We start from the raw sequence: 24,202 nt of genomic DNA, 5'->3' as shown, positions 1-24,202 counted from the left end.
TCTTTAACCTCTCCTCCAACTCTTCCCTGCGGGGCTTTGAGGAACAGTCCGCACAGGCCCTGTGCACCGTTGCCGACAGTTCCCGTCACCAGCCCCCCTTGCCCTCGGCCCGGTTTGCGCTACCCTGCGCAGCTTGTGACATCGACGCATGCGCGGGGCGTATTCATGGCAGCCATCCTGTCCATTTCCGATCTGACCAAGACCTACGAGGGTGGTTTCGAGGCACTGAAGGGTGTCTCGCTGGACATCGAGGAGGGCGAAATCCTCGCGCTGCTCGGCCCGAACGGGGCAGGCAAGACGACGATGATCTCAATCATCTGCGGCATCACCATGCCGAGCTCCGGCCGGATCACCGTGGGTGGGTATGACATCCAGGAAGAATTCCGTGCCGCGCGCCGGATGATCGGCCTTGTCCCGCAGGAAATCGCGCTGGAGCCGTTCGAGACGGTGCTCAACACCGTGACGTTCTCGCGCGGTCTCTTTGGCAAACCGCGCGATCCGGCCGCGATCGAACATATCCTGCGTCAGCTCAGCCTCTGGGACAAACGCAGCGAACGCATCCGCGCCCTGTCCGGTGGCATGAAACGCCGGGTGCTGATCGCCAAGGCGCTGTCGCATGATCCGCGCATCCTGTTTCTGGACGAACCTACTGCCGGCGTGGACGTCGAGCTGCGCAAGGACATGTGGGAAATCGTCGAGACCCTGCGCCAGGACGGTGTTACCATCATCCTGACCACCCATTACATCGAAGAGGCCGAGGCCATCGCCGACCGGATCGGCGTGATCAGCAAGGGCGAGCTGCTGCTGGTCGAGGAAAAGGACGCACTGATGCGGCGCATGGGGCAGAAACAGCTGCGCCTGGACCTGTCCGAACCGCTGACGGGCATTCCCGAATGCCTGTCCCAGCATCCTCTGGAGCTGACTGATGAGGGGGGGCTGGTCTACCATTTCGACAGCGGTGCCGACCGCACCGGCATTACCCGGCTGTTGTCCGACGTGGCGGCGGCGGGGCTGAAGATGATTGACCTCGATACATCGCAAAGTTCGCTGGAGGAAATCTTCGTGACCCTCGTGACGGAGGACGCCAAATGAACTGGCCCGTGAATCTCAATGCCATCGCTGCAATCTACCGCTTTGAAATGTCGCGCACCTTCCGGACTATCGCGCAGAGCATCATCTCGCCGGTCCTGTCCACCTCGCTCTATTTCATCGTTTTCGGTGCGGCAATCGGTTCGCGTATCGACCAGGTCGAGGGGGTCAGCTATGGCGCCTTCATCGTGCCTGGTCTGATCATGCTGACGGTGCTGACGCAGAGCGTGACCAACGCGGCCTTCGGCATCTACATGCCGAAGTTCCTCGGCTCCATTTACGAACTTCTGTCCGCCCCGGTGAATTTCATCGAGGTGGTGATCGGCTATGTCGGCGCGGCGGCGACCAAGGCCCTGATGATCGGGCTTATCATCCTTGTGACCTCGACGATCTTCGTGGATCTTTCGATCCAGCACCCGATATGGATGTTGGGCTTCCTCGTGCTCACCTGCATCAACTTCGCGCTTCTGGGCTTCATCATCGGCATCTGGGCCAACACGTTCGAGCAGCTTCAACTGGTGCCGATGCTGATCATCACGCCCCTGGCCTTCCTCGGCGGTACATTCTATTCAATCTCGATGCTGCCCGAATTCTGGCAGAAAGTGACCCTGTTCAACCCGGTGGTCTACCTGGTGTCCGGGTTCCGCTGGGCCTTCTTTGGGCAGGCGGACGTGGCGGTGGGCTGGTCCCTGCTGGCGGTTCTGGCCTTTACCTGTGCCTGTCTTGGCGCAATCTGGTGGATTTTCCGAACCGGTTGGAAAATCAGGACTTAGGGCGCTCCGTTTGCGCGCAGGCGAAGATGCCCTTTCGCCCTGCTGCACTGCCCGAAAACCGACGCAACGGGCACACCCCTGCACTCATTGCGTGGCTGCCCTTGTCCCCGGCGGGGCGCACCTCTATGTCGGGGCCATGAAACGCTGGATCCCTTTCGTGAAATCCGCCCCGACGGTCGCGGTCATCCGTCTGCAGGGCATGATCGCCTCTGGCCCACGGGGGCAGTTGAACGACGCAGGGCTCGCCCCGGTGATCGAACGTGCCTTTCGCAGGGGCAAACCGGACGCGGTGGCCCTGGTCATCAACTCGCCCGGCGGCAGTCCGGCCCAGTCGAGCCTGATCGCCGCGCGCATCCGTCGCCTTGCCGAGGAAAAAGAAATCCCCGTTATCGGATTTGTCGAGGACGTCGCCGCTTCGGGCGGCTATTGGCTGGCCTGCGCCGCGGATGAGATCTTCGTGGATGAAAGTTCGATCCTGGGCTCGATCGGCGTGATTTCGGCGGGGTTCGGATTTCCGCAGGCGCTTGAAAAACTGGGGGTCGAACGGCGTGTACACACGGCGGGCAAGTCGAAGAGCATGATGGACCCGTTCCGCCCGGAGAAAGCCGAGGATGTGGAACGGCTGAAGGCGCTGCAGGAGCAGATTCACCAGAGCTTCATCCGCCATGTCAGGAATCGCCGCGCCCGTCACCTGCCGGAGGGGGACGACCTGTTCACCGGCGATGTCTGGATCGGTCAGGGCGCCGTGGACAAGGGGCTGGCGGATGGTGTCGGCCATCTGGTGCCGATCATGAAAACCCGTTACGGCAAGGACGTACGCTTGCGCATGTACGGCCAGCGTCGCAGCCTTGCCAGTCGCCTGGGCCTGTCAATCGCCGAAGAAGCCCTGGGCGCCATCGAGGACCGCGCCGGTTTCGCGCGGTTTGGCCTCTGACATGCTGTTCAAGATCATCTCGATATTCCTGGCCTTCATGGGTTTGTTGGCCATCCTCGGCAAGTTGCGCTACCCGGGCCAGAAACGTATCGAGGCGATGAAATGTCCCCGTTGTGGTCGCTTCCGCATCGGGAAATCCAGCTGCGACTGCCAGGGAAAGGGCTGACACGTGGATCTGATCTATGCGGGCCTGGGCCTGGTGATTCTGCTGCTGGCCGGTGACAGCCTTGTGCGCGGGGCGGTGAACATGTCGCTGCGCCTGGGCGTGCCCGCTCTGATCGTTTCGCTCACCATCGTCGCCTTCGGGACGTCGGCGCCGGAGCTGCTGATTTCGATCTCGGCGATCCATGAAGGCGTCGCGGGGCTTGCCATGGGGAACGTGGTCGGTTCGAACACGGCGAATATCCTGCTGGTCCTGGGTGTGCCCGCGCTGATCTCGGGCCTGTCGACCGGCGATTGCGATACGCGCAAGAGCTATATCCAGATGATCGGGGCCTCGTTCCTGTTTCTGGTGCTCAGTTTCAATGGTGTCATCACCTGGGTGCAGGGGCTGGTGCTGCTGGCGGCGCTTGGCCTGATGCTCAGCTCTGCCTTTCGCGTGGCCCTTTCCCACAGGCGCGCCGTGGCGGCGGGGGTCGAGGAAGAGACCGAGCAAGACACCGAGGTCGAAGGCGCCGATCCGGATATGCCCTGGTGGAAGGTGGTCCTGTTCCTGCTGCTGGGTCTGATAGGCCTGCCGCTGGGCGCCGACCTTCTTGTGGATGCCTCGACCAACATCGCGCGTCATTTCGGTGTTTCCGAGACGGTGATCGGTCTGACGCTGGTGGCGCTGGGCACCTCGTTGCCCGAACTGGCAACCACAGTCATGGCCGCCCTGCGCAACCAGGCCGAGGTGGCGATGGGCAATGTCATCGGCTCGAACATGTTCAACCTACTGGCCATCATCGGTGTGGCCAGCCTGGTTGGTCCGATCCCGGTGGATCCCGGCATCCTGCAATTCGACATCTGGGTCATGCTGGGCGCATCGCTGTTGCTTCTCCCCTTCGTGTTCCTGAAATGGCACATGGGACGCGGTTGGGGTATCGCCCTGTCGGTGCTATATGTCGTTTATGTTCTGATGGTTCTGAAAGGCTGACCCATGCGGGCCTTGGTGACAGGAGCGGGGGCACGGCTGGGCCGGGCGATGGCGCTGGAGCTGGCGCGACACGGCTATGATGTGGCGGTGCATTACGCAACATCGGCGGACGGCGCCGAGGAAACCGCCCGCCAGGTGCGTGATCTTGGGTGCGCTGCCTGCACCCTTCGGGGCGATCTGCTGAACGCGGATGACGTGAGCCGCCTTGTGCCCGAGGCCATGCGTGCTCTGGGCGGGCCGCTGACGGTGCTGGTGAACAATGCCTCGGTGTTCGAATACGACAGGCTGGACACGGCGACGCCGGACAGCTGGGACCGGCACATCAACTCGAACCTGCGCGCACCCTTCTTTCTGACCCAGGCCTTTGCCGCACAGGCGCCCGGGGCTGGGGTGGATGATCGGGATGAACCGATGGCCACGGGATTGGTGGTCAATATGCTCGACCAGCGGGTCAAGAAGCTCACGCCCGAATTCGCGACCTACACTATTGCCAAAATGGGCCTCTGGGCACTGACGCAGACGGCCGCGCAGGCGCTGGCTCCCCACATCCGGGTGAATGCCATTGCGCCGGGTCCGACCATGATCGGGTCGCGTCAATCCGAAAGCCACTTCGCCCGTCAGCGATCGAATACCGTGTTGTGCCGTGGGTCGAACCCCGAGGATATTACCGGCGCGCTGGCCTATTTCCTCTATGCGCCGGGTGTCACGGGGCAGATGCTCGCCACGGATGGAGGGCAGCACCTGGGGTGGAAAACCCCCGATATCCTTGGATTTGATTGAGCGAACCCTGCTCCGGATCGGGCTACCCTGCGGCAACTTGTACACCTGTTCAATTCTCAACATTCGCCTCTTCAAATTTTCGCAATGTTTTCATGCATTTACAAAATCTTAATAAAAGTTTCGTTCAAAAACAGGGGCTTGCGGTCGTGCTCAAAAAATAGGCAACTTGATGAACTGGGCCAAAAACAACAAGGAATCCACGCTGGGCAAATGCTATCCTCAGAGTTATCCACAGAAGTTGTGGGCATGTTTCCACTTGAAACGAACAGTGGGTCGTTGCAGCCCGGATAGAGAATCACGCGGGAGCCGCGATGAGTGACAACAACGATAGCGTGAGCGCCCCACCCGTGCCGAAAGGGCATGCGGTGATCGCCGACTATCTGAGACGGCTGGATGGCTCGCCCGGCGTCTATCGCATGCTGGATGAGCAGGGGCGGGTGCTTTACGTCGGAAAGGCGCGCAACCTTCAAAAGCGGGTGGCGAGCTATGCGAAGCCGGGTGGCCATACCGCGCGGATCGCCCGGATGATCAGCCAGACTGCTTCGATGATGTTCCTGACCACGCGGACGGAAACCGAGGCGCTTCTTCTGGAACAGAACCTGATCAAGCAGCTCAAGCCGCATTTCAACGTGCTGCTTCGCGACGACAAGAGCTTCCCGAACATTCTGGTCACGGGGCACGAGTTTCCGCAGATCAAGAAGCATCGCGGGGCGAAGAAGGAGAAGGGAGCCTATTACGGCCCCTTCGCCAGCGCGGACGCGGTAAACCGTACGCTCAACCAGCTGCAAAAGGTGTTTCTTTTGCGCAACTGCACAGACGCGATGTTCGACAGCCGAACGCGGCCCTGTCTGCTCTACCAGATCAAACGGTGTGCGGGCCCATGTGTGGATCGCATTTCGGCGGAGGATTACGGCGACCTGGTGGCCGATGCCACGAACTTTCTTACCGGACGTTCGACCAGGGTACAGGAACATCTGGCGGAAGAGATGCAGGCAGCCTCCGAAGCGATGGAGTTCGAACGCGCCGCCGTGCTGCGCGACCGGATCAAGGCGCTTACCCAGGTGCAGCAGGCCCAGGGCATCAACCCGCGCGGGGTCGCCGAGGCCGACGTGATCGCGCTGCACATGGAAGGCGGCCAGGCCTGTGTGCAGGTCTTCTTCATCCGCGCCAATCAGAATTGGGGCAACCGGGATTTCTATCCGCGCACCGGGGTAGGGGCGGGCGCCGGAAAGGAAGTAAGCCCAGGAGAGGTGCTGCAGGCTTTCGTCGGCCAGTTCTACGACCAGAAGGATCCGCCCCGGCTGATCCTGTTGTCCAATCCGCTGGATGACCATGACCTGATGACTGAAGCTCTGTCCGAGAAAGCCGGGCGCAAGGTTGAGCTGGCGGTGCCTTTGCGCGGCGAGAAATCCGAGCTGGTGGCAGGCGCGCAGCGCAATGCGCGCGAAAGCCTGGGGCGAAAGATGGCCGAAACCGCGACCCAGACCCGACTGTTGGCCGGGCTGGCGGAGGCCTTCGATCTGGATGAGCCCCCCAAGCGCATCGAAGTCTATGACAACTCGCATATTCAGGGCACCAACGCGGTCGGCGGCATGATCGTGGCCGGGCCGGAGGGGTTCGAGAAAAGCCAGTATCGCAAGTTCAACATCAAGGGGGAAGACCTGGTGCCGGGGGACGACTTCGGCATGATGAAGGAGGTGCTGACCCGCCGCTTCAAGCGGCTGCTGAAGGAAGACCCGGACCGCGAACAGGGCCATTGGCCGGACCTCCTGCTGATCGACGGCGGGGCCGGGCAGGTCAGCGCCGTGGCCGGGATCATGGAGGATCTGGGCGTCGAGGATATCCCGATGGTGGGCGTGGCCAAGGGTGTGGATCGCGATCACGGCAAGGAGGAGTTCCACCGCCGCGGGAAACGGCCCTTCGCGCTGAAGCGAAATGACCCGGTGCTCTATTTCATCCAGCGCATGCGGGACGAGGCGCACCGTTTTGCCATTGGCACACACAGGGCAAAGCGCGCGAAATCCAACATGGCCAACCCGCTGGACGAGGTGCCCGGCGTGGGTGCGGCGCGCAAACGGGCGCTTTTGCAGCATTTCGGGTCGGCCAAGGCGGTGACGCGGGCGGGGCTTGAGGATCTGAAAGCGGTGGACGGGGTTTCGGCTGCGTTGGCGCAGAAGATCCACGATCATTTCCGCGAGGGGTGAGGGGCAGCGCAGCGGGGCCGAACAGAAGTGAATATGGCTCACTGTGCACGGCGGGGGACGTCCAGTTTGCACGACACCTTCCCCTCCCCGCCGCAACAGGCTATGCATCCCTCATGAGATGGACCCTGCCCAATATCCTGACCGTCGCCCGGCTGCTTGCCGCGCCTCTGGTCCCGATCATGTTCCTTTATTTTGCCCGCCCCTGGGCCGATTGGTACGCGATGATCCTGTTCATCGTGGCCTCGATCACCGACTACCTCGACGGTTATCTGGCCCGCGCCTGGAAACTGGAGAGCCTGTTCGGCGCGGCGATGGATCCGATTGCCGACAAGGCGATGGTGCTGATCGCGCTTCTGGTGGTCAACGGCTACGCCGGTGTGACGCCCTGGATCCTGCTGCCTTCGGCCCTGATCATCTATCGCGAGGTTTTCGTGGCGGGGCTGCGGGAAACCCTGGGAGACAAGGCCCGCGCGCTGAAGGTGACGAACCTGGCGAAGTGGAAAACCACCGTTCAGATGGTGGCGATCGCCATCCTGTTCTCCACCGGCATCTTCGAACATTCCTTCTATGAGCGGATAAGCGGCATGGATGACACGATGATCCTGGATGTGCTGGAAGGTCGCGTTGCCGACGAAGCGGGCCTGATCTATTTCCAGACCGCCTGGACATGGTCCACCTGGATCGGGGTGGGTCTGCTGTGGATTGCCGGTGTGCTGACCGTGATCACCGGCTGGGACTACTTCCGCAAGGCCATGCCCTTCCTGAAAGAGGAGAGTTCAGATGCTTGACGTGATGTATTTCGCCTGGGTGCGCGAACGTATCGGCGAGCCGCGAGAACGGGTCGAGACCCGGGCGGCCACCGTGAACGATCTGGTCGAGGAGCTGCGCACCCGCGAAGAGCGCTACGCGGTCGCCTTTCAGGATCTCAGCGCCCTGCGTGTGGCTCTGGACCAGGAATTGGCCGATTTCGATGCCTCGCTGGAAGGCGTGCGCGAAGTGGCATTCTTCCCGCCGATGACCGGTGGCTGAGATGACGGTTCGGGTCCAGACCGAGGATTTCGATCTCTCTGCCGAATTGGCGGATTTCGCCAAGGGCCGCACCGATGTGGGCGCCCGGGTCAGCTTCACGGGCGTCGTTCGCGACGTCGAGGGCGGGTTGGATCGCATGGAGATCGAGCACTACCCGGGCATGACGCAAAAGGCGATTGCGGCGATGGTCGAACAGGCCACCCTGCGCTGGGAGCTGGCTGATTGTCTGGTGATTCACCGCCACGGGCCGCTCAGGCCCGGTGATCAGATCATGATGGTCGCCACCGCCGCGCCCCACCGGGTGGCCGCTTTCGAGTCCGCCGAATTCCTGATGGACTACCTGAAATCCCGCGCGCCCTTCTGGAAGAAGGAATTCGGTGCGGATGGTTCCTGCTGGGTGGATGCCAAGGACGAAGACGAAGACGCGCTCAGCCGCTGGGAGTGAAGCTGAAAAGCTCGGTCGCCACGAAATTTGTGCAGCCTTGGAAGGCGCAGGGTAGTGCGTGGTGAAGGCGCTATGACAGCCCGGTGACAGGCCCCGGATGCAGGCGGCAGGTGGGCACATTGGCCCGCAATGCGCGCGCCTTACCAAAAACAGGGCCGTCAGCCCTGGTTCGTCTGCTCGATATAGGCACGAAGTTCGTCTGCTTCGTGACGAGCGTTGCGCAGACCGTCCATGGCCGCGCGCAACTCAGCTTCGGTCTGGTGTATCTGGTTGGACAGTTCGCTTTCGCGCTGCTGCAGGTAAGTGATCGCCTGGTCGCGTGTTTCCTCGGCCTCGTGCAGGGCCTGGGCCATACGGTCGATCTCTCCCATATCGCTGCCGGACACCTTGGTGAAACGGTGGATCAGCCAGTGGGCGAACCAGCCCATGGTAAAGGCCACGAAGAGGATGATGGCGGTGACGATGATGAATTCGGTCTTGCTCATTGGTCTTCTGCGCCCTCTTGCGTGTCGGTCGGGGCATCGGTGCTGTCCCCGGCTGTGGGTTCGTCAGAGGAGGCCTCGGCGGGCGCTTCGCCCGTGGCGGTCTCGGCCGGAGCGTCCTCTTCGGTGATCGATGGGCTTTCCCCCTCGGCCGTTTCTTCCGGCACGATCAGGTGGAACTCGATGCGGCGGTTGGCTTCGCGGCCTTCCTCGGTTTCGTTGTCGGCGATCGGATCCGCTTCGCCGTAGCCGTGGGCGACCAGGTTCTCGGTCAGAACCCGACGCGCCAGAAGGGCGTTCAGAACCGCCTGGGCGCGGCTCTGCGACAGGGCCTGGTTCATGCTTTCACGCCCCTGGCTGTCGGTATATCCTGCGATTTCCATCGGGACGTCGGCGCAGCCGTCCATTACTTCGACGATGGCGTCAATCACTTCGCGTGCGGCTGTGTCGATGTCCGAGCTGCTGGGGGCGAAAGTGATCTTTGTCTCGGACAGGATCGCGTTGATGCTGTCCACACATTCCTCGGGCGACGGTCCCGCCTGTTCCGGGTCGAGTGTTTCGACATATTCGACATTGACGCGAAAGTCCTCTGCCTCACCCAGCTTCTCGGACAGCAGGCGCGAGATTTCGGCGCTGGCGTCCGGGTCCCCTGTCTTGCCGCGCAGATCGACGACCTCGGGCTGGACCACAACGGCGCCATTGTCGAGATAGCCCAGCACGTCCAGAGCGACCAGCACCCGGTTGGACCAGCCACGCGGCAGCCCGGTATCAAGCCGGGTCGCTGCATAGACGTTGTCCACCCCGAAACGCGCTCGGGCGAAGCTTTCGGCAGCGGCGCGCTGCGTTTCGTCGCTCAGGCGCCCGCGCAGTTGTACCAGGCCCTCGGGGCTGCGGGTGGCAACGAATTCAGGCGGCCCGTCCCCGCCCCCGCCGGTGCCGTCGATCCTGACCGGTTCCGGCAGAACCGCATGCAGCGAGAAGGGCGCGGGCAGGTCTGCTTCCAGCTCGGCGGCGATCTTGTCGAAACTGGCCTGGGGCGTGGTGTCGGGCGCGATCAGGGTCACGTCCGCATCCGAAAGCGTCAGCGATCCGCCGCCCAATTCCGAAACCGCCTCGATCCCGAGCGCAACGGCTTGGGGCCATTCGGGGGAGGGCACGCCCAGTCCCAGTGTGCAGGGTGCCCCGCTTTCCATCCCCGCCACGGCGGCGGCGGCCAGGATCATTTCGCGCCCCTGTTCGGTATGGGCCGAGCAGGCGTCGAACCGGGCTGTTCCGTCCTCGATCAGGAAGCGCAGGGTGAACGGGGTAATGACCGGCCGCGGGGCCGAGATGTCCAATGTCAGGTTCAGGCCGCCGGGTTTGTCGCTGGCCAGTTCGGTCTCCCACCGGCGTTTCTGCACGGCGCTGTCGGAAATCGCGGTAACGGCCACGCGTTGCGCATCGACCGAGATTTTCGAGCGCGGCAGCTTCGCCAGCGCGTCGATGGCATATTCCAGCGCTTTGTCCCAGCGTGAAGGCACGGGATAGTCGGCGGTCTCCAGCAGGTCGGTCACATGTGTGTCGCCCGCGATCCTGGCGACCTGGCGCGTCAGAGCCCTGCGGTCGCTGTCCGCCGGAATGAGGCCGATCAGGGAAATCCCCGCATCGTTGCGCAGGATTTCGACGGAAAAACGCGGCGGGGTGATGGCGGCGGCGGCGACCACGTCCATCTGGTCGATCAGCCGTTCGGCGTCCACGCGGGTACCGGCAACCGACAAGGCGCGGAAGCGTTCCCCTTCCGAGGGGGCGATGCCGGACAGGAACACCTGAAGTCCGTCTGTTTCGACCGCGACCCATTCGTGACCCTGCAGGACCAGCGCTTCCTTGACCATTTCCTGTGAGCTGCGTTCGATCACGCCGATCGAGATCCAGGCGGCAAGAACGGACAGCAGCGCGGCCAGCAGAAAAAGTCCGGGGGCAAGAATGAAGCGGGAAAGGCGCATGGGTGTCGAGTGTCTTCCTGTCGTTGTCCCGGTTCTAGAGCGTTTCGGCGCCGGACTGAATCGCTATTTGCCCCAATGAGCGGATACTTGTCACCATTTCACATGTCGCAGGCGCGATATCGGCGAAATTTGCCCGCGAGGCTGTCAAACCAGAATGGCGGCGGCCAGAAACAGAACCGGGATCAGACCCGCGTTCCGGTTCGACCGGAACAGGTGCATGCAGACTTTCCAGTCGTCGATGTCCAGCACACGCATCTGCCAGGCCAGGTGCCAGCCGAGGAACCAGGCCCCTCCCAGCGCCAGCACAAGGATCAGCAAGTCGTTGAGCGGAAGCAGCGCAAGGATGAAGGCCAGGGCCATCAGGACCACGGTCAGGATCAGAAAGGCGCGCAACCACGGCAGGGGCCGGGCTCCGAACAGGCGCGCTGTGGACTTCACCCCGATCAGCGCGTCGTCTTCGGTGTCCTGGTAGGCGTAGATCGTGTCATAGAACAGTGTCCACGCCATACCGGACAGGTAGAGCGCCACGGCCGGCGCCCCCAGGCTGCCGGTATGGGCGGTCCAGGCCAGAAGCGCGCCCCAGTTGAAGGCGATCCCCAAAAACACCTGCGGCCACCAGGTAAATCGTTTGGCGAAGGGATAGACCAGCACCGGAATGGCCGAGGCAAAGCCCAGGAGAATCGCGGCCTTGTTGAAGGTCAGAAGGATGCCAAGCGAGATGAGCGCCTGCAGCCCCATCCAGATCGCCGCCCCGCGCACGGTGACTTGGCCCGAGGGGATCGGGCGCGACCGTGTACGCTCCACCGCCGCGTCAAAGTCGCGGTCCGTGATGTCGTTCCAGGTGCAACCCGCGCCGCGCATCAGCCAGGCCCCCATCGCGCTGCCCAGCATGATCCAGGCATCGTAAAACCCGAACCTCCCGGTCGAAGCCGAGGCCAGCAGAAGCCCCCACCAGCAGGGCAGCAGCAGAAGCCAGGTCCCGATCGGCCGGTCCGCGCGGGAAAGCCTGAGGTAGGGGCGCGACCATTGTGGCGCCAGGTGGTCCACCCAATTGCCCTTCACGGCGTCGGAAACCTGGCCCTTTGGCTCTGGCGTCTGGGGCGATTGGGTCATAGGTTTCCCTCATGAAACAGGCAAAGATCAGGCTCTATGTAGAGCACCCCTTGGGTCCGGGGCAATCGGTTCCTCTGGACAAGGATCAGGCGCATTACCTGTTCGGCGTGATGCGGCTGGCCGTCGGGGATGCGGTGGCGCTGTTCAACGGGCGGGATGGGGAATTCGTGGCCGAGGTGGCCGAAGCGGGCAAGCGCAAGGGCAGCTTGATCTGTAGCCTGCAGACCCGGCCATTGCAGATGCCGCCCGACCTGTGGCTGTGTTTTGCGCCGATCAAGAAGGCGCGCACCGATTTCATCGTCGAAAAGGCGGCCGAGATGGGGGCCGCGCGCATTCAGCCGGTGCAGACCGAGTTCACCAATTCCGAACGTATTCGGCGCGACCGTCTGCAGGCCCATGCCATCGAGGCGGCCGAGCAATGCGGCGGTACTTTCGTGCCCGAAGTGGCCGATCTTGTGCGTCTGGACCGCCTTCTGGCCGACTGGCCCGGGGAACGTCAGATCATGTTCTGCGACGAGACGCTTGTCGGTGCCGAGGAGGCGCTGGGCGCGGTTGAAGGCCACAAATGGGCCATCCTGATCGGACCCGAAGGCGGCTTTTCACCGCGCGAACGCGAGCGGCTCCATGCCTTGCCCCAGGCGCACGCCGTCAGTCTTGGCCCGCGCATCCTGCGCGCGGATACGGCCGCCGTGGCGGCGATGACGGTCTGGCAGCAACAGATGGGGGATTGGAGGTGATCCGTCCCGCACGCAAAGGAGGCAAGCTCGCCGTCAATTCACACCCGCCTGACTTTGCACGCAGTGATGGTGAATGTCCCCCGCGTGATTTGAGCGGACGGGGGCTGGCGCGGGGCGTTGATGTGGCGGTTGCGCTTACCAGTGGACCGACGGCTTGCCGGGCTTGTGAGGTGGTCGGGTTTCGACACATCGGATCCTCCGAATTGGCCATTCCGAAGGCCCCAACATCGGTGGTGCGGGCATGAATTTCATCCGACCCGAGGTGCGCGCGGCCCTGGCCCGTTGGCGCGAGGCGATGGCAGGGGCGACAGTCACGGCGCTGGGCCTGTGGTGGGCGCTGACCTCTCTGGGCCTGATCCGTTGGGCTGGTGTGGCCCTGATCCTGATCGGTGCGGCCCTGGCCTGGGCCGGGGCGCAAAGGGCGCGGTTCCGTGGCGGTCACGGAGGTTTGGGCGTCGTCCATGTGGATGAACGTCAGGTGATCTATCTGGCGCCGGTGGGCGGTGGTTTCGCCTCGCTCGACTCTCTGGTGCAGGTCGAGGTCGCCCCGGACCTCGCGGGCCTTCCGGTCTGGCGTTTCACTTCACCGGGCGAGGTTCTGACAATCCCGCTGAATGCCGAAGGCACCGATGCCCTGTTCGAGGCTCTTTCGGCCCTGCCCGGTGTCGATATGCAGGCCGCGATCCGTGCCACTGCCGGGAAACCGGATAAACCTGTCGTGATCTGGCAAGCGCCGCGGATCAAGCTGCATTGACACTGCCAAGGAGTTGCCCCACGACTGTGGGTTCATTTTGAGGGACAGCAGCGGAGGCGTCCATGTCCATCCCCCAGAGCGGCGGCGGGCCGATCACCCATCACGACCAGCTGGCGCAGTATTTGGCGGACGGTTGCAAGCCGCGCGAGGCGTGGAAAATCGGCACCGAGCATGAGAAATTCGGCTATTGCAAGGACACGCTGAAACCCTTGCCCTATGACGGGCCGCGTTCGATCCTGAAGATGCTGGAAGGGTTGCGGGATCGCTACAATTGGGAACCGATCGAGGAGACCGGCAAGCTCATCGGCCTGCAACGCGACGGGGCGAACATCAGCCTCGAGCCGGGCGGGCAGTTCGAGCTGTCGGGCGCGCCATTGGACAATATCCACCAGACTTGCGACGAGGTGAACGAGCATCTGCGCGAAGTGCAGGAGGTCGCCGATCAGATCGGTGCGCGTTTCATTGGTCTGGGGGCCGCGCCCGAATGGACCCACGATCAGATGCCGGTCATGCCCAAGGGGCGTTACGCGCTGATGACCGACTACATGGACCGCGTCGGCACCCATGGCAAACAGATGATGTATCGCACCTGTACGGTACAGGTAAATCTGGACTTCGCCTCCGAAGCGGACATGGTGCAGAAATTCCGGGTAGGTCTGGCGCTGCAGCCGGTGGCTACCGCTCTGTTCGCCAACTCGCCCTTCTTCGAGGGTAAGCCCAATGGGCACAAATCCTGGCGCTCGCGTATCTGGCGTGATCTTGACGGCGCGCGCACCGGCATGTTGCCCTTCGTCTTCGAGGACGGCATGGGCTTCGAACGCTACGTGCAATATGCGCTCGATGTGCCGATGTATTTCGTCTATCGCGACGGCAAATATATCAACGCGCTGGGCATGTCCTTCCGCGATTTCCTGAAGGGCGTACTGCCCGCGCTGCCCGGCGAGACGCCGACCCTGTCCGACTGGGCCGACCACCTGACGACGATATTCCCCGAAGCTCGAATCAAGCAATATATGGAGATGCGCGGTGCCGATGGTGGCCCCTGGCGGCGTCTGTGCGCCCTGCCGGCATTCTGGGTCGGGCTCATGTATGACCAGGGCGCGCTGGATGCGGCCTGGGATCTGGTCAAGGGCCTCGATGCAGAGACCCGCGAAGAGCTGCGCGTGGCGGCTTCGGTCGATGGGCTCCAGGGCGAGGCAAATGGCGTGAAGTTGCAGAAGCTGGCCCAGGCGGCGCTGGAGATTTCCAAGGCGGGGCTGAAAGGCCGCGCGCGGCCGGGCATTGGCGGCATGGTGCCGGACGAGCGTCACTTCCTGAATGCGCTGGAGGACAGTGTCGAACTGGGCAAAGTGCCGGCCGACGAATTGCTGGAGCATTACAACGGCGACTGGGGTGGGGATCTGAGCCGCCTCTACGCCGATTTCAGCTACTAAGGCCTTTCGACTTAAACCCGAGACAGGTTTGAGTGAAAACGCTTCACGGGCAGACTGTCCAACTGCAAGGCACACGTGCCCATTCCGGCTCCTGGCCGGTCAAAGTCCCTGTCCAGAGGTGCCAGCACAGGAACCATCTTGGCGGATTGCGAAAAGCACCGCATACTCGGGTCTCAGAACAGATCCCGGCCTGCTGCTGGTCGTAACCAGGAGTATCGACATCGTGGCACCCAAATTCGGAACAAGCGGGCTGCGTGGTCTGGTGGTTGACCTGACCCCCGACCTTGTCGGGGGATATGTGGATGCCTTCCTGGCCCATGTTCAGTCCTGTGCCGACGATGACGTGAAGGCGCTGCATCTGGGGCGTGACCTGCGCGACTCGTCAGTGGAGCTGGCGCAGGTGGTGCGCGATACCGCCTTGGCGGCGGGTGTGGACGTGGTCGACTGCGGTGTATTGCCGACCCCGGCGCTGGCGCTGGCTTCGATCGCGGCTGGAACCTGCGCGATCATGGTGACAGGCAGCCACATTCCGGCCGACCGAAACGGGCTGAAGTTCTTTCTGGCCAGCGGCGAGATTTCCAAAGCGGATGAACAGGCGATCCAGACCGGGTTCGAGACCGGCGCCACCCCGCGTCCTGTCGCCAACCCGGGCCAAAGCCTGAAGGACAGCCAGGCCATTCACCGCTTTTCCGAGCGCTGCCGCACGGCCTTTGGCGCGGAGGCGCTGGCGGGGCTGAGGATCGGCGTCTATCAGCACTCCTCGGCCGCACGCGACATGATCGGGCCAGCGCTGGAAGCGCTTGGCGCGACGACGGTGCCCTTGGCCCGCTCGGACATCTTTATCCCGGTTGACACCGAGGCAGTCGACCCCGGAACCCGTGAAATGCTGGTCGGCTGGTGTCGTGATCAGCGGCTGGATGCCGTGGTCTCGACCGATGGGGATGCGGATCGGCCGATGCTGACCGATGCCGCCGGCCAGTTGGTGCCGGGCGACGTCCTGGGTGTGATCACCGCCCGGTTGCTGGGCGCCCGGGTGATCGTCACGCCGATCTCTTCTTGCTCGATGGTAGGTGAGATGCCCTGTTTTGAAACGGTTCAGCTGACCCGGATTGGATCGCCGTTCGTGATCGCGCGCATGGAAGAACAGATGGCGGCGGCCAGTGCCGACACGGTGGTGGTGGGGTTCGAAGCCAATGGCGGCTTCCTGCTGGGCAATACCGCCCGGGGTCCGGGGGGCGCTTTGGGGCCGCTGATGACCCGTGATTTCCTTCTGCCCATCGTCGCCACCCTGACAGAGGCTCGCAGGGCAGGCGGGGTCCGGGCGCTGGCCGATGAACTGCCCGCGCGGTTCACCGCCGCCGACCGGCTGCAAGAGGTGCCACGGCCCGCGATGGAGGCCGCCTTGGCCTTGCTGGAGGAACCCCACGCGCTGGGCTCCTTTCTGACACCGCGGCAGGTGGCCACGATAAACCGGATGGACGGGCTACGCATAACCCTGGACGACGGCGACGTTGTGCACCTGCGTCCCTCGGGCAACGCGCCGGAAATGCGCATCTATGCTGACGCGGGTTCTGCTGAATGCGCGCAAGAACTGGTGCGGGAGTACAAGGCACGCCTGAACCGCCTGATTTCCAAGTTTCCTGCGTGAACCGGGCTGACCTTTCGGTCCGGCCCCATTGTGAGCCCACGGCCCGGTGCGCCTTTCGGACTTCAGGCGGTGGCAGGCAGGCGTGATGCGCCTTGTCGGTCTAGCGGGTCCGGTTCGGGTGGGGTCTCGCGCCGATTGTAGAACCCCGCGAAAGACATCACGTAGAACAGCGGCAGTTCGAAGTATTTCTCGGACCAGGAAAACAGGAATAGCACCATGCACATGCCCAGAACCATCAGGACGCGTGCCCGGAAATACGCCCGGGTGCTGATGATGAACAGCGCGGCCAGGTAGGTCGACATGACCAGCCCGTAGCGCGTCAGGTAATCCGAGAACCCGTTGTTCGAGGGCGGACGGTATTTCAGTGCGTGGCTTGCCTCGATCACGATCCCCTGGCCCAGCAACGGCGCTTGGGAAAAGCTCTGCATGTCCAGCTGAAAACTGGCGGCGCGGGTGAGGCTCCATTGCATATGCGGCGAATATCCGGCCTGGAATTCCTGCACGATCTTGTCGATCATGAACTCCGCCTGGAGGAAGAACAGCCCGACCCAGGGCAGGGTCAGCATCACCGCGATCATGCCGAACATGCCGTGGTGCAGAAGCAGTACACCCAGGCTGAAAGCCAGCGCCACCATGCCGGTTGTGGAGACGGTCGACGCAATGGCCACGAGAAGGATCAGGTTGTCGCGATCAAAGCCCAGCTTTCCCTGCAACATGCGGTACCACAGCGCGAATGCACAGATCATCGCATAGGCTGCGGGCTCCCACATGAATCCGTGATTTTGGTGCCAGCGAGTCGGTGCCAGCGTGTAGAAAATCCAGTTTGCCCGTGGCCATCCGCTGGTCAGCGTCTCGCCGAAGAGAGTGCCGCCGAACATGGTAAAGGCATCCGGCGTCAGCGCGTGAAGCTGGGATATCACCCCGGGCGCGGCCAGGCCCAGCCCATAGATGGTGAACCCGGCGAGGGAAAGGCGGATCACCCATGTCACCATTAGCTCAAGGGGCCGTGCCACCGCGCCAAGGACGAAAATGCCCGCCAGCATGCGGAGAAAGTGGCCTCCATAGGTGGTCCAGCTGACCACTCCACTCAGAAAGCTGTGCACCGCGACCCAGACCAGACTGACCACGACGAAGATTATCGCCGCAGGCATCACCCGTGCCCCGCGTATCATCCAGACCACGCCGGACAACATTGCCACGAACAGGGTGAAAAGGTCGGCGAAGTTGGAAAAGGCGGCGCGGCTGGAGGCCAGCAGCACCAGCACGATCAACAGATCGTCAATCCGCCCCGCCCCGCGGCTGGCCGGCCCGACTGTTTCACTTCTGCACAAAGTTCCGACGCCCCTGGAGGTGGTTCTTCAGCTTCTGCCGAACAACAGGATAGTTCACGGTTCGATACAGCGTGGCAAAGGCCAGATGCGCCATGTCGCGCAACTGGCCGCGCGAGGTGCCCGGGACGGCGGCCAGATCGGCCTGCCAGCTTGCCAGATCATACCCCATGCGCGCCATGCGCTCTGGACCGATCCAGTCCAGATAGCGCCGCATCCAGCGCCGCCGCGCCGGGGTCAGAGGTGCTTGACGCCAGCCCATCTTGCCGCTTGCGGCCTGAACCTTGCCGCCATCCCCGTGGCGTTTTGGATCGCCCATCTGTCCGCTAAATGCCTGACGCTCCTGTTCGGGCAACAACGCCTTCGGCGCCAGGCCGAGCCACTCATACAGCGCCGCCAATTGCGCTTCGGGTGCCTCGGTCAGGTCTTCGTAGCGCAGTGTAAAGGCGCGCTCCCCCAGCAGATCCGCTGCATCACAGAGCCCCTCGAGCCCGGCATAGACATCCACCTCGTGCCGGTGCACCGCCCAGCGCCCGCCGCCCCAGGTGTCGTTGATCGAATGCACCACCGACATGGGGTCGCGCCAGAGGATGATGAAGCGGGCCTCGGGAAAGGTGCGGATAAGGTCTTGCGCGGCAAGGGTATAGCGCGGTGTCTTGTCGAGGAAATAGCGCGTCCCTTCCGGACAGGAGCGGGCATAGAGCGTGTGGGCGAACTGGCGCACCGCCGCGTCCCAATCTCTTTGCCCGTCGGGCAGTTGATCGCAGAAATCCTGCAGGGCGCGCACCAGGACCGTCTGGTCATGCACGCCTGTCACCATGCCCTCGTGCCGTGCCAAGAGCAGCGGCAGCAGTATCCAGGGTTCATCGACCGAGGCGATGTCGCGGTGCTCGGACAGCTTGCGCTGCAACAGGGTGGAGCCCGCGCGGGGCTGGGACAGCAGAAAGATCGGTGTCATGTGCCAGCCTTTCGCAAACCCCGTGGCACGGCAAGCCGCGCAGTAATGGTGACGCCCAGAAGTCGACGCACACCCAGGCTGGGCAGCCCCCCGGCAAGAAGGCTGTAGATGGCCACCGAAAAGGCCGCACCGGCAATGCCGAATTGGACAAACAAAGCTACGACCAGCCCTGCCTGCATCGCGGCCGTGCCCAGAACCAGCCCCAGGGCAAGGGTCTGGTGATCTGCCAGGCGCAGGATCAGCTGCCCCTGACCGAAGAAGGACAACAGGCATTGCCCGGCCAGCAGCCAGGCCAATGGTGCGAAACTCTGCGCCTCGGGACGGGCAAAGATCACGCGAAACAGCCAGTCATGCAGCCCCAACAGCAGGATCGAGACCAGAAATGTCGCCGTCAGAGCCAGGCTGGCCACTTGGCGAAGATAGGGTTCTGCCTCAATCAGATTGCGGTCATGCCATGCGCGCGACACCACCGGCGCCACCATGTTGCGGGCTGACAGCAGGATGACCGACAGCGGCAACATCAGCCGAAAGGCGAGGCCGAAGTCGACAACCTGCGTCCTGCTGCCCAGCCAGGCCACGACCCAGAGCGGCAGCTGGGTCACAGCCATGGCCAGCCCGTTGGTCAGCGCCGAACCCGCCATGACCCGAAACCCGGTCTCTTGCCCGTTTGGCCGTCCCGGACGGGGCATCACCCAGCCCATCAGCTTGTGGATATGCAACTGCGCTGCCATCACGCTGCCCCCCAGTCCAACCAGATAGGCCTGTGCTATCGCGGCCACGGTCAGCTCGGCCCCGGAAAAGACCCGCAGGGCGATCAATGCCAGCGCCAGCGCATTGGACAACGCCCCCATGTAGAACAGGGAAGTCATTTGGCGGTGCCACCCCAGAAGCACCGCGGCCTGAAATACCTGCACAGCCGCGAGGAACAGCCATACCAGCAACCAGCCCGGCGCAATGCCCAGAGATGCGACCTGCGCGCCTATCGCCGGCAGGGTCAGCAGGACAGACAATACCGCCGCCATCGCCGCCCAGCAGAGCAGAAAGCGAAAGGCCATGTCGGCGAAACGGGTTCGTGTTGCTGCCGCCTGCGGTGGCTCGCGCCCCATCAGCTTGATGGCCACCACGTCGAATCCCATCACGCCCACCCGCCCGGACCCGAGCGTGACCGATAACAGGAGCAGGCCGACCGAGAGGGTTGCCTCGGTCATTTCCCGGCTCATCAGGACCACGACCAGCATACCGAACACCGCTTGGCTTGCGCGTAGAACGAACAGTGCCGTTGCCTTGCCCAGAACTCGCTTCATCCGCCTGCCACAACCCTTATCCTTCCGCCCCAACCTCGGCAGCGCGCTGCCGTTCGGGGACCGGCGCCACATTTATCGCGCCAGTGCCTCCAATGATCCGAGATACCCCATATGTGCGATCTCTTCCGCAGCTTCGTTGCACACTGCTGCAGCCCCTCGGTCGGTCTCGTGATACAATTCGAGAGGGCCCCTTTGCTGATCCTCCGGAGCTGGCTTGGCGCGAATGCCCAGGACCAGATCCCCCAGAGGTTCGCACAGGCCGAGATATGAGGAAACTCGGTTCAGATCTTCAGTCAGATGACTGAAGCGAACAAGTCGGTCCATTGCCAGAGCGCCGTCCACCTTCAACATGTTGAAGTTGTAGCGAACCCGACGGGCATTCGTATCCAGCCATTTTGCAAATGGGACATCAACTTGTCCCCGGCTGCATTCCATGCGGTATAGGCTGACCATGACCTCCAGCGGATGACGGGATACGGCGAACTTGAAATAGGAGTTCCAGCGTGCGCGACCCAATCGTGCGCGGACGGTCGTCGCCGGCATGTGGTTCCAGAAACGGACCGGACGCTGGCGCGCCAGGACCAGGCGGTAGACGTCTGCCCTTGTGAAAGGCAGAAAGGCCCCGCCATGGTTGCGCGCCGTCCCCCAGCCCCGGCTCACCCGCGTCTGTTCATCCTCGGCCGGATGGATCGGCGTCAGCACGTCCTGCGGGCCGCAATAGCGGCTCAGGCCGATCTCGATACTGGTGCCCGCAGTCTTGGTCGTCTTCATGAAGATGAACTGGTGTTTGTGCGAAATGATCATCCGATCATTCCTCGCCCAGCCTGTCCAAGCGCCATTCCTCGATCAACGTGCCCAGAGACTGGCGTGAGATCGACCGGCGGGCGGTGGTCATCTGCCAGTCGCGCGTGCGGCGGTTGTAGACAATGGCCGGGCTGGAGCCACGGATCATCAACCGGGCGAAGCTTCGCGCGACCGTGCCGCGGTTGGCCAGGAACCGCCAGGCCGCTGTCGCCCGGGGTTTGTCGGCACAAATCTGTTTCACTTCCTGCTGGTAGCGATCCTCGCTCGCCGACGAGCGTTGCTCGCCGGGCCGTTCACGGAAGGCTGCCAGCGGAACGTCCACCGGCACCAGGTCCGCGTGACGGGCAAACTTTGTCCACAGGTCGAAATCTCCGGCCAGCGCGTATTTCAAGTCCAGCCCGCCGACCTTGTCCCAAAGACCACGCCGCCAGAACATGCTTTCCTGTTGCAGATAACCGCCCAGGGTTTTCGAGAACCAGCCGTTGGCAATAAACTGGCGTGGATAGGCTGGCAGCTTGGAGTAGACCCGGGTCAGCTGCCCCTGGTCGGACAGGAAACTGGGACTGCCGGTGATCCAGTCGACGTCCGGGAAACGGTCAAAGACCTCGCGCACGACCGAGAAGGTCCAGGGCATCAGGATGTCATCGGCATTGAGCCAGCCCTGAATGTCCCCGGTGGCGTGATCGAAGCCTTTCATGATGCCATGATACTGGCCGTCATCGGGCTCCGAGATCATGACGTCGATCTGATCACCGAAGCCGCGGGCGATTTCGGCGGTGCGGTCGGCCGAGGCCCCGTCAACGAAGACATACTGATCCCCGGGTTGTTTCTGCGAGACCACGGAGCGGATGGTTTCCCCGACAAGACGTTCGATATTCCACGCGGAGGTGACAACCGAGATACCAAGCCTTGTGCTATCCGTGGTTGGCAACGTGTTCATCAACATCTCTTTCCTGGGATGATCCGGCCTATCCTGTCAGGGTTGCCCAGTCTCCTGCGCCTCTCCCTTTGGTGTGCATAACCTGTATCTTAATCGACTGAGGGTTGTAAAGCATCCCTGCCTCGGGAACATGTGGCATGCGCCTTTCGCCCCCTGTTGCAGCTGTTCCAGAGGCAGCGAACGGAGGGTTCGGGTTTTGAAAGGACTGTTGCGCCATTGTTGCGCGGGAAATCGTTCAAACAGGAGAACTTCAGATGTCCAATCCCTTCAGCAATCGTGTCCCGTCCCTCAGTGGTCCTGCCCGGGATATCGTGCCGGTCACTCCCGACGACGGAGCGGGTCTGGGCTTCACGGCCGTCGGGCTATATGTGGAAACCGGGGGTACCCTGGCAGTGGTCACAGTGTCCGGTGACGCCCGCACCTTCACTGTCGGCGACTTTTCGATTGTACCGGTCGGTGTCGAACAGGTGATGGCCACGGGCACAAGCGCGGCGGGCATCCACGCCTACCGGGTCTGAGTCATGTTGGGTTTCTCGATACCCGAACTGGCCGTGCGCCGACGCGTCGGCGGGGGCTTTCCGCTGACCGTGTCTCTGCTGGGCCCCGGCTTGCATCCGGGCATTTCCGTCACGCGTGCCAGCGACGGCACGCGGATCACCGCAAATGGCGAGATCGCCGAGATGGGTGCCGATGTGGCGCGCTTCGATCACGACCCGGTCTCGGGACTGCCGCGCGGGCTGCTGGTGGAGCCGCAGGCCTCGAATCTGGTGCATTATGCCGTGGCCACCAGCACGGATTGGGTCAACCTTCTGTGCACCGTCACGCCGCAGAACCTGGGCGAGCTGGGCGTCTTTCCCGGCGTCCAGGCTGCCAGTGGCGGGGCCTCCTGGCATCGTATGAACGTGCCGCTGGACGGCTGGGTCGGGGGCAGCCCGTTGCGGGTGCGCGTCTGGTTCAAGACCGGCAGCTCCGGCAAGGCCATCGTGGTGTTCCGCAATGTCACCGCCGGCGCGGAGTCCTCGGTGAAGGGCACGATCGGATCACTGGCTGCGGCGGCCAACAATGCGGGGCCGATCACGGCGATTGCCGAACAGGCGATTGGTGACATCCGTGTCGTGGAGTTCACGGTGACACCCGATGCCGCCGCGACCAGCGGGCAACTGGGGGTCGGCCCCAACAGCATCACACCCGGCGAGGACATCACCATTCTCGGCGCCCAGGTCGAGGCGGGCACAACCGCAAGCAGCCTGATCGTCAGCAATGGCGCGGCCGGTCTGCGCGAAGCAGACACAATTGTGTTGAACGGTTGGACAGGCACCTATGACCTGGAAATCGCCTATGCCGACGCAGCCACGGAGTTGCGCAGCGGTGTAGTGTTGGCGCCCGGCCATGTGCTGACTCCTCTGACCGGCAGGCGGCCTGTCTCGATCAAGATCATCTGATCCTTTCGTCGGCCCCATAGGGCCGGCGAAAAACGTCTGAGCGCGTGGGCGCCCTATTCGCCTGCGGCACGAACAGAACCTTGAAGACGAAACGCGGCGCAAGCACCAGATAGCGATGCCACAGGCGGCGAAAGTCGGTCATCAGGCGAAACACCGATTCCAGCCCGCTTTTCTGCATCCAGCCTGGTGCACGGCGGATCTCGCCGGACAGGAAATCAAAGGCCGCCCCCACCCCCAGCATTGTCACCGGCAGTTGGTCCACATGTTCGGCCATCCAAACATCCTGCTTGGGTGACGAAATTCCCACCCAGACCACATTCGCGCCACTCTCGCGGACCATGGCCACGACCCTGGCGTCCTCTTCAGCGGTCAGCCGGCGGAAGGGGGGGCAATAGGTGCCGACGATCTGAACTCCCGGCACCTCGCGACGGAACCGGTCAGCCAATTTGTCCGCCACGCCCTCCTTGCCGCCATAGAAGAAATGCTTGAGACCATTCTCGCCCCCCTCGCGCAGCATCCTTTCCATCAGGTCCGGGCCACCGGCCCGGCTGACCGGTAGCCCGCGACGGCGCGCGATCCAGACCAGCGGCATGCCGTCGGGCAGGTTCATGTCTGCCCCCCGCGTCACCGCCAGGAGCTCGGGATCCTCGTGCATCGCCATGACCGATGCCACCTCGCGCGCACCGACATAACGGCCCCGCTCATCGCCTGCCCAGCGGACCAATGCCTCGGCCGCCGTGTCGAGCGTCACCACGGAAATCGGAATGCCAAGCACGTCAAAGGTTTGAAAATCTTCTTGAATTGGACCGCTCCTGTTTGGAATTTTTCGTGGGCAGCGACTGCTCAATGTTCCGGGCCACCCCGCCGCGTGGACCACGTCCGCCCCCC

At 63.1% G+C, this 24,202-nt stretch carries 25 protein-coding genes; 16 read left to right on the top strand and 9 right to left on the bottom strand.

What is annotated here, in order from left to right:
• Window positions 1–165 precede the first annotated feature (165 nt).
• The 10 genes from Q1V43_RS05940 (at window position 166) to Q1V43_RS05895 (ending at window position 8,389) form a co-directional block, all read left to right on the top strand.
• On the top strand, window positions 166–1,092 hold the full coding sequence (locus tag Q1V43_RS05940) for an ABC transporter ATP-binding protein (RefSeq protein WP_300515245.1): 927 nt from the start codon (window positions 166–168) through the stop codon (window positions 1,090–1,092).
• A complete protein-coding gene (locus Q1V43_RS05935) occupies window positions 1,089–1,862 on the top strand; it encodes an ABC transporter permease (protein ID WP_300515192.1) in 774 nt (257 codons plus the stop codon). The genes Q1V43_RS05940 and Q1V43_RS05935 overlap by 4 nt, the downstream gene beginning before the upstream one ends.
• Window positions 1,863–1,998: 136 nt before the next feature.
• The gene (locus Q1V43_RS05930; RefSeq protein WP_300515189.1) at window positions 1,999–2,796 is read left to right on the top strand and encodes a S49 family peptidase; all 798 of its coding nucleotides are present in this window, start codon (window positions 1,999–2,001) and stop codon (window positions 2,794–2,796) included.
• A gap of 1 nt (window position 2,797) precedes the next feature.
• Complete coding sequence (locus Q1V43_RS05925) at window positions 2,798–2,962, top strand: hypothetical protein (RefSeq protein WP_300515186.1); 165 nt, start codon at window positions 2,798–2,800, stop codon at window positions 2,960–2,962.
• A gap of 3 nt (window positions 2,963–2,965) precedes the next feature.
• Complete coding sequence (locus Q1V43_RS05920; RefSeq protein WP_300515183.1) at window positions 2,966–3,931, top strand: calcium/sodium antiporter; 966 nt, start codon at window positions 2,966–2,968, stop codon at window positions 3,929–3,931.
• Window positions 3,932–3,934: 3 nt separating this feature from the next.
• Window positions 3,935–4,711 (top strand): SDR family oxidoreductase, encoded by a 777-nt coding sequence (locus tag Q1V43_RS05915; protein ID WP_300515180.1) that lies wholly within the window; start codon window positions 3,935–3,937, stop codon window positions 4,709–4,711.
• Between the two features lie 311 nt (window positions 4,712–5,022).
• Window positions 5,023–6,915: an excinuclease ABC subunit UvrC gene (uvrC, locus tag Q1V43_RS05910; protein WP_300515177.1), complete on the top strand. Its 1,893-nt coding sequence runs from the start codon at window positions 5,023–5,025 to the stop codon at window positions 6,913–6,915.
• A 113-nt stretch (window positions 6,916–7,028) separates the two neighbouring features.
• The gene (pgsA, locus tag Q1V43_RS05905; RefSeq protein ID WP_300515176.1) at window positions 7,029–7,703 is read left to right on the top strand and encodes a CDP-diacylglycerol--glycerol-3-phosphate 3-phosphatidyltransferase; all 675 of its coding nucleotides are present in this window, start codon (window positions 7,029–7,031) and stop codon (window positions 7,701–7,703) included.
• The gene (gene moaD / locus Q1V43_RS05900) at window positions 7,696–7,944 is read left to right on the top strand and encodes a molybdopterin converting factor subunit 1 (protein ID WP_300515175.1); all 249 of its coding nucleotides are present in this window, start codon (window positions 7,696–7,698) and stop codon (window positions 7,942–7,944) included. Before pgsA ends, moaD begins: the two co-directional genes overlap by 8 nt.
• A gap of 1 nt (window position 7,945) precedes the next feature.
• A complete protein-coding gene (locus Q1V43_RS05895) occupies window positions 7,946–8,389 on the top strand; it encodes a molybdenum cofactor biosynthesis protein MoaE (protein WP_300515173.1) in 444 nt (147 codons plus the stop codon).
• A 158-nt stretch (window positions 8,390–8,547) separates the two neighbouring features.
• Here the strand turns inward: Q1V43_RS05895 and Q1V43_RS05890 are convergent, their stop codons facing one another.
• From Q1V43_RS05890 to ubiA, 3 genes are all read right to left on the bottom strand, one after another.
• Window positions 8,548–8,874 carry a hypothetical protein gene (locus Q1V43_RS05890; RefSeq protein ID WP_300515170.1) on the bottom strand — a complete coding sequence of 109 codons (327 nt, stop codon included), beginning with the start codon at window positions 8,872–8,874 and terminating at the stop codon, window positions 8,548–8,550.
• Window positions 8,871–10,853 (bottom strand): OmpA family protein, encoded by a 1,983-nt coding sequence (locus tag Q1V43_RS05885; protein WP_300515167.1) that lies wholly within the window; start codon window positions 10,851–10,853, stop codon window positions 8,871–8,873. Before Q1V43_RS05885 ends, Q1V43_RS05890 begins: the two co-directional genes overlap by 4 nt.
• A 144-nt stretch (window positions 10,854–10,997) precedes the next feature.
• Complete coding sequence (ubiA, locus tag Q1V43_RS05880; protein ID WP_300515164.1) at window positions 10,998–11,966, bottom strand: 4-hydroxybenzoate octaprenyltransferase; 969 nt, start codon at window positions 11,964–11,966, stop codon at window positions 10,998–11,000.
• A gap of 11 nt (window positions 11,967–11,977) precedes the next feature.
• Here ubiA and Q1V43_RS05875 point away from each other — a divergent pair, with 11 nt between their 5' ends.
• The 4 genes from Q1V43_RS05875 to Q1V43_RS05860 all read left to right on the top strand — a co-directional run bounded on the left by Q1V43_RS05875 (window position 11,978) and on the right by Q1V43_RS05860 (window position 16,538).
• Window positions 11,978–12,703, top strand: coding sequence for a 16S rRNA (uracil(1498)-N(3))-methyltransferase (locus tag Q1V43_RS05875; RefSeq protein WP_300515161.1), 726 nt, complete (start codon window positions 11,978–11,980; stop codon window positions 12,701–12,703).
• 241 nt (window positions 12,704–12,944) lie between these two features.
• Window positions 12,945–13,457: a hypothetical protein gene (locus tag Q1V43_RS05870; protein ID WP_300515159.1), complete on the top strand. Its 513-nt coding sequence runs from the start codon at window positions 12,945–12,947 to the stop codon at window positions 13,455–13,457.
• A gap of 62 nt (window positions 13,458–13,519) precedes the next feature.
• Entirely contained in the window at window positions 13,520–14,890 is a 1,371-nt protein-coding gene (locus tag Q1V43_RS05865; RefSeq protein WP_300515156.1) for a glutamate--cysteine ligase, read from the top strand.
• A gap of 223 nt (window positions 14,891–15,113) precedes the next feature.
• Window positions 15,114–16,538 (top strand): phosphomannomutase, encoded by a 1,425-nt coding sequence (locus Q1V43_RS05860; protein WP_300515153.1) that lies wholly within the window; start codon window positions 15,114–15,116, stop codon window positions 16,536–16,538.
• Window positions 16,539–16,600: 62 nt separating this feature from the next.
• On the opposite strand, the gene Q1V43_RS05855 is transcribed toward Q1V43_RS05860, so the two are convergent.
• The 5 genes from Q1V43_RS05855 to Q1V43_RS05835 all read right to left on the bottom strand — a co-directional run bounded on the left by Q1V43_RS05855 (window position 16,601) and on the right by Q1V43_RS05835 (window position 21,872).
• On the bottom strand, window positions 16,601–17,803 hold the full coding sequence (locus Q1V43_RS05855) for a hypothetical protein (protein WP_300515151.1): 1,203 nt from the start codon (window positions 17,801–17,803) through the stop codon (window positions 16,601–16,603).
• A gap of 52 nt (window positions 17,804–17,855) precedes the next feature.
• Window positions 17,856–18,824 (bottom strand): sulfotransferase, encoded by a 969-nt coding sequence (locus Q1V43_RS05850; RefSeq protein ID WP_300515149.1) that lies wholly within the window; start codon window positions 18,822–18,824, stop codon window positions 17,856–17,858.
• Window positions 18,821–20,128 (bottom strand): hypothetical protein, encoded by a 1,308-nt coding sequence (locus Q1V43_RS05845; RefSeq protein ID WP_300515147.1) that lies wholly within the window; start codon window positions 20,126–20,128, stop codon window positions 18,821–18,823. The genes Q1V43_RS05850 and Q1V43_RS05845 overlap by 4 nt, the downstream gene beginning before the upstream one ends.
• A 72-nt stretch (window positions 20,129–20,200) precedes the next feature.
• A complete protein-coding gene (locus Q1V43_RS05840; protein ID WP_300515145.1) occupies window positions 20,201–20,932 on the bottom strand; it encodes a sulfotransferase family 2 domain-containing protein in 732 nt (243 codons plus the stop codon).
• A gap of 4 nt (window positions 20,933–20,936) precedes the next feature.
• Window positions 20,937–21,872: a glycosyltransferase family 2 protein gene (locus tag Q1V43_RS05835; protein WP_300515143.1), complete on the bottom strand. Its 936-nt coding sequence runs from the start codon at window positions 21,870–21,872 to the stop codon at window positions 20,937–20,939.
• 311 nt (window positions 21,873–22,183) lie between these two features.
• Between Q1V43_RS05835 and Q1V43_RS05830 the strand changes: the two genes are divergently transcribed.
• Both Q1V43_RS05830 and Q1V43_RS05825 read left to right on the top strand, forming a co-directional pair.
• Window positions 22,184–22,390: a hypothetical protein gene (locus Q1V43_RS05830; protein ID WP_300515141.1), complete on the top strand. Its 207-nt coding sequence runs from the start codon at window positions 22,184–22,186 to the stop codon at window positions 22,388–22,390.
• A 3-nt stretch (window positions 22,391–22,393) separates the two neighbouring features.
• Window positions 22,394–23,314 carry a hypothetical protein gene (locus Q1V43_RS05825; RefSeq protein ID WP_300515139.1) on the top strand — a complete coding sequence of 307 codons (921 nt, stop codon included), beginning with the start codon at window positions 22,394–22,396 and terminating at the stop codon, window positions 23,312–23,314.
• On the opposite strand, the gene Q1V43_RS05820 is transcribed toward Q1V43_RS05825, so the two are convergent.
• A complete protein-coding gene (locus Q1V43_RS05820) occupies window positions 23,307–24,089 on the bottom strand; it encodes a WecB/TagA/CpsF family glycosyltransferase (RefSeq protein ID WP_300515137.1) in 783 nt (260 codons plus the stop codon). The two genes, Q1V43_RS05825 and Q1V43_RS05820, sit on opposite strands and share 8 nt — an antisense overlap.
• Window positions 24,090–24,202: the final 113 nt, after the last annotated feature.

The sequence above is a fragment of the Aliiroseovarius sp. genome (genome assembly GCF_030148435.1).
Classification (GTDB): Bacteria; Pseudomonadota; Alphaproteobacteria; order Rhodobacterales; family Rhodobacteraceae; genus JASBTN01.
The sequence above is the reverse complement of the archived record's forward strand: the minus strand, read 5'-3'. Positions and strand labels throughout refer to the sequence as shown.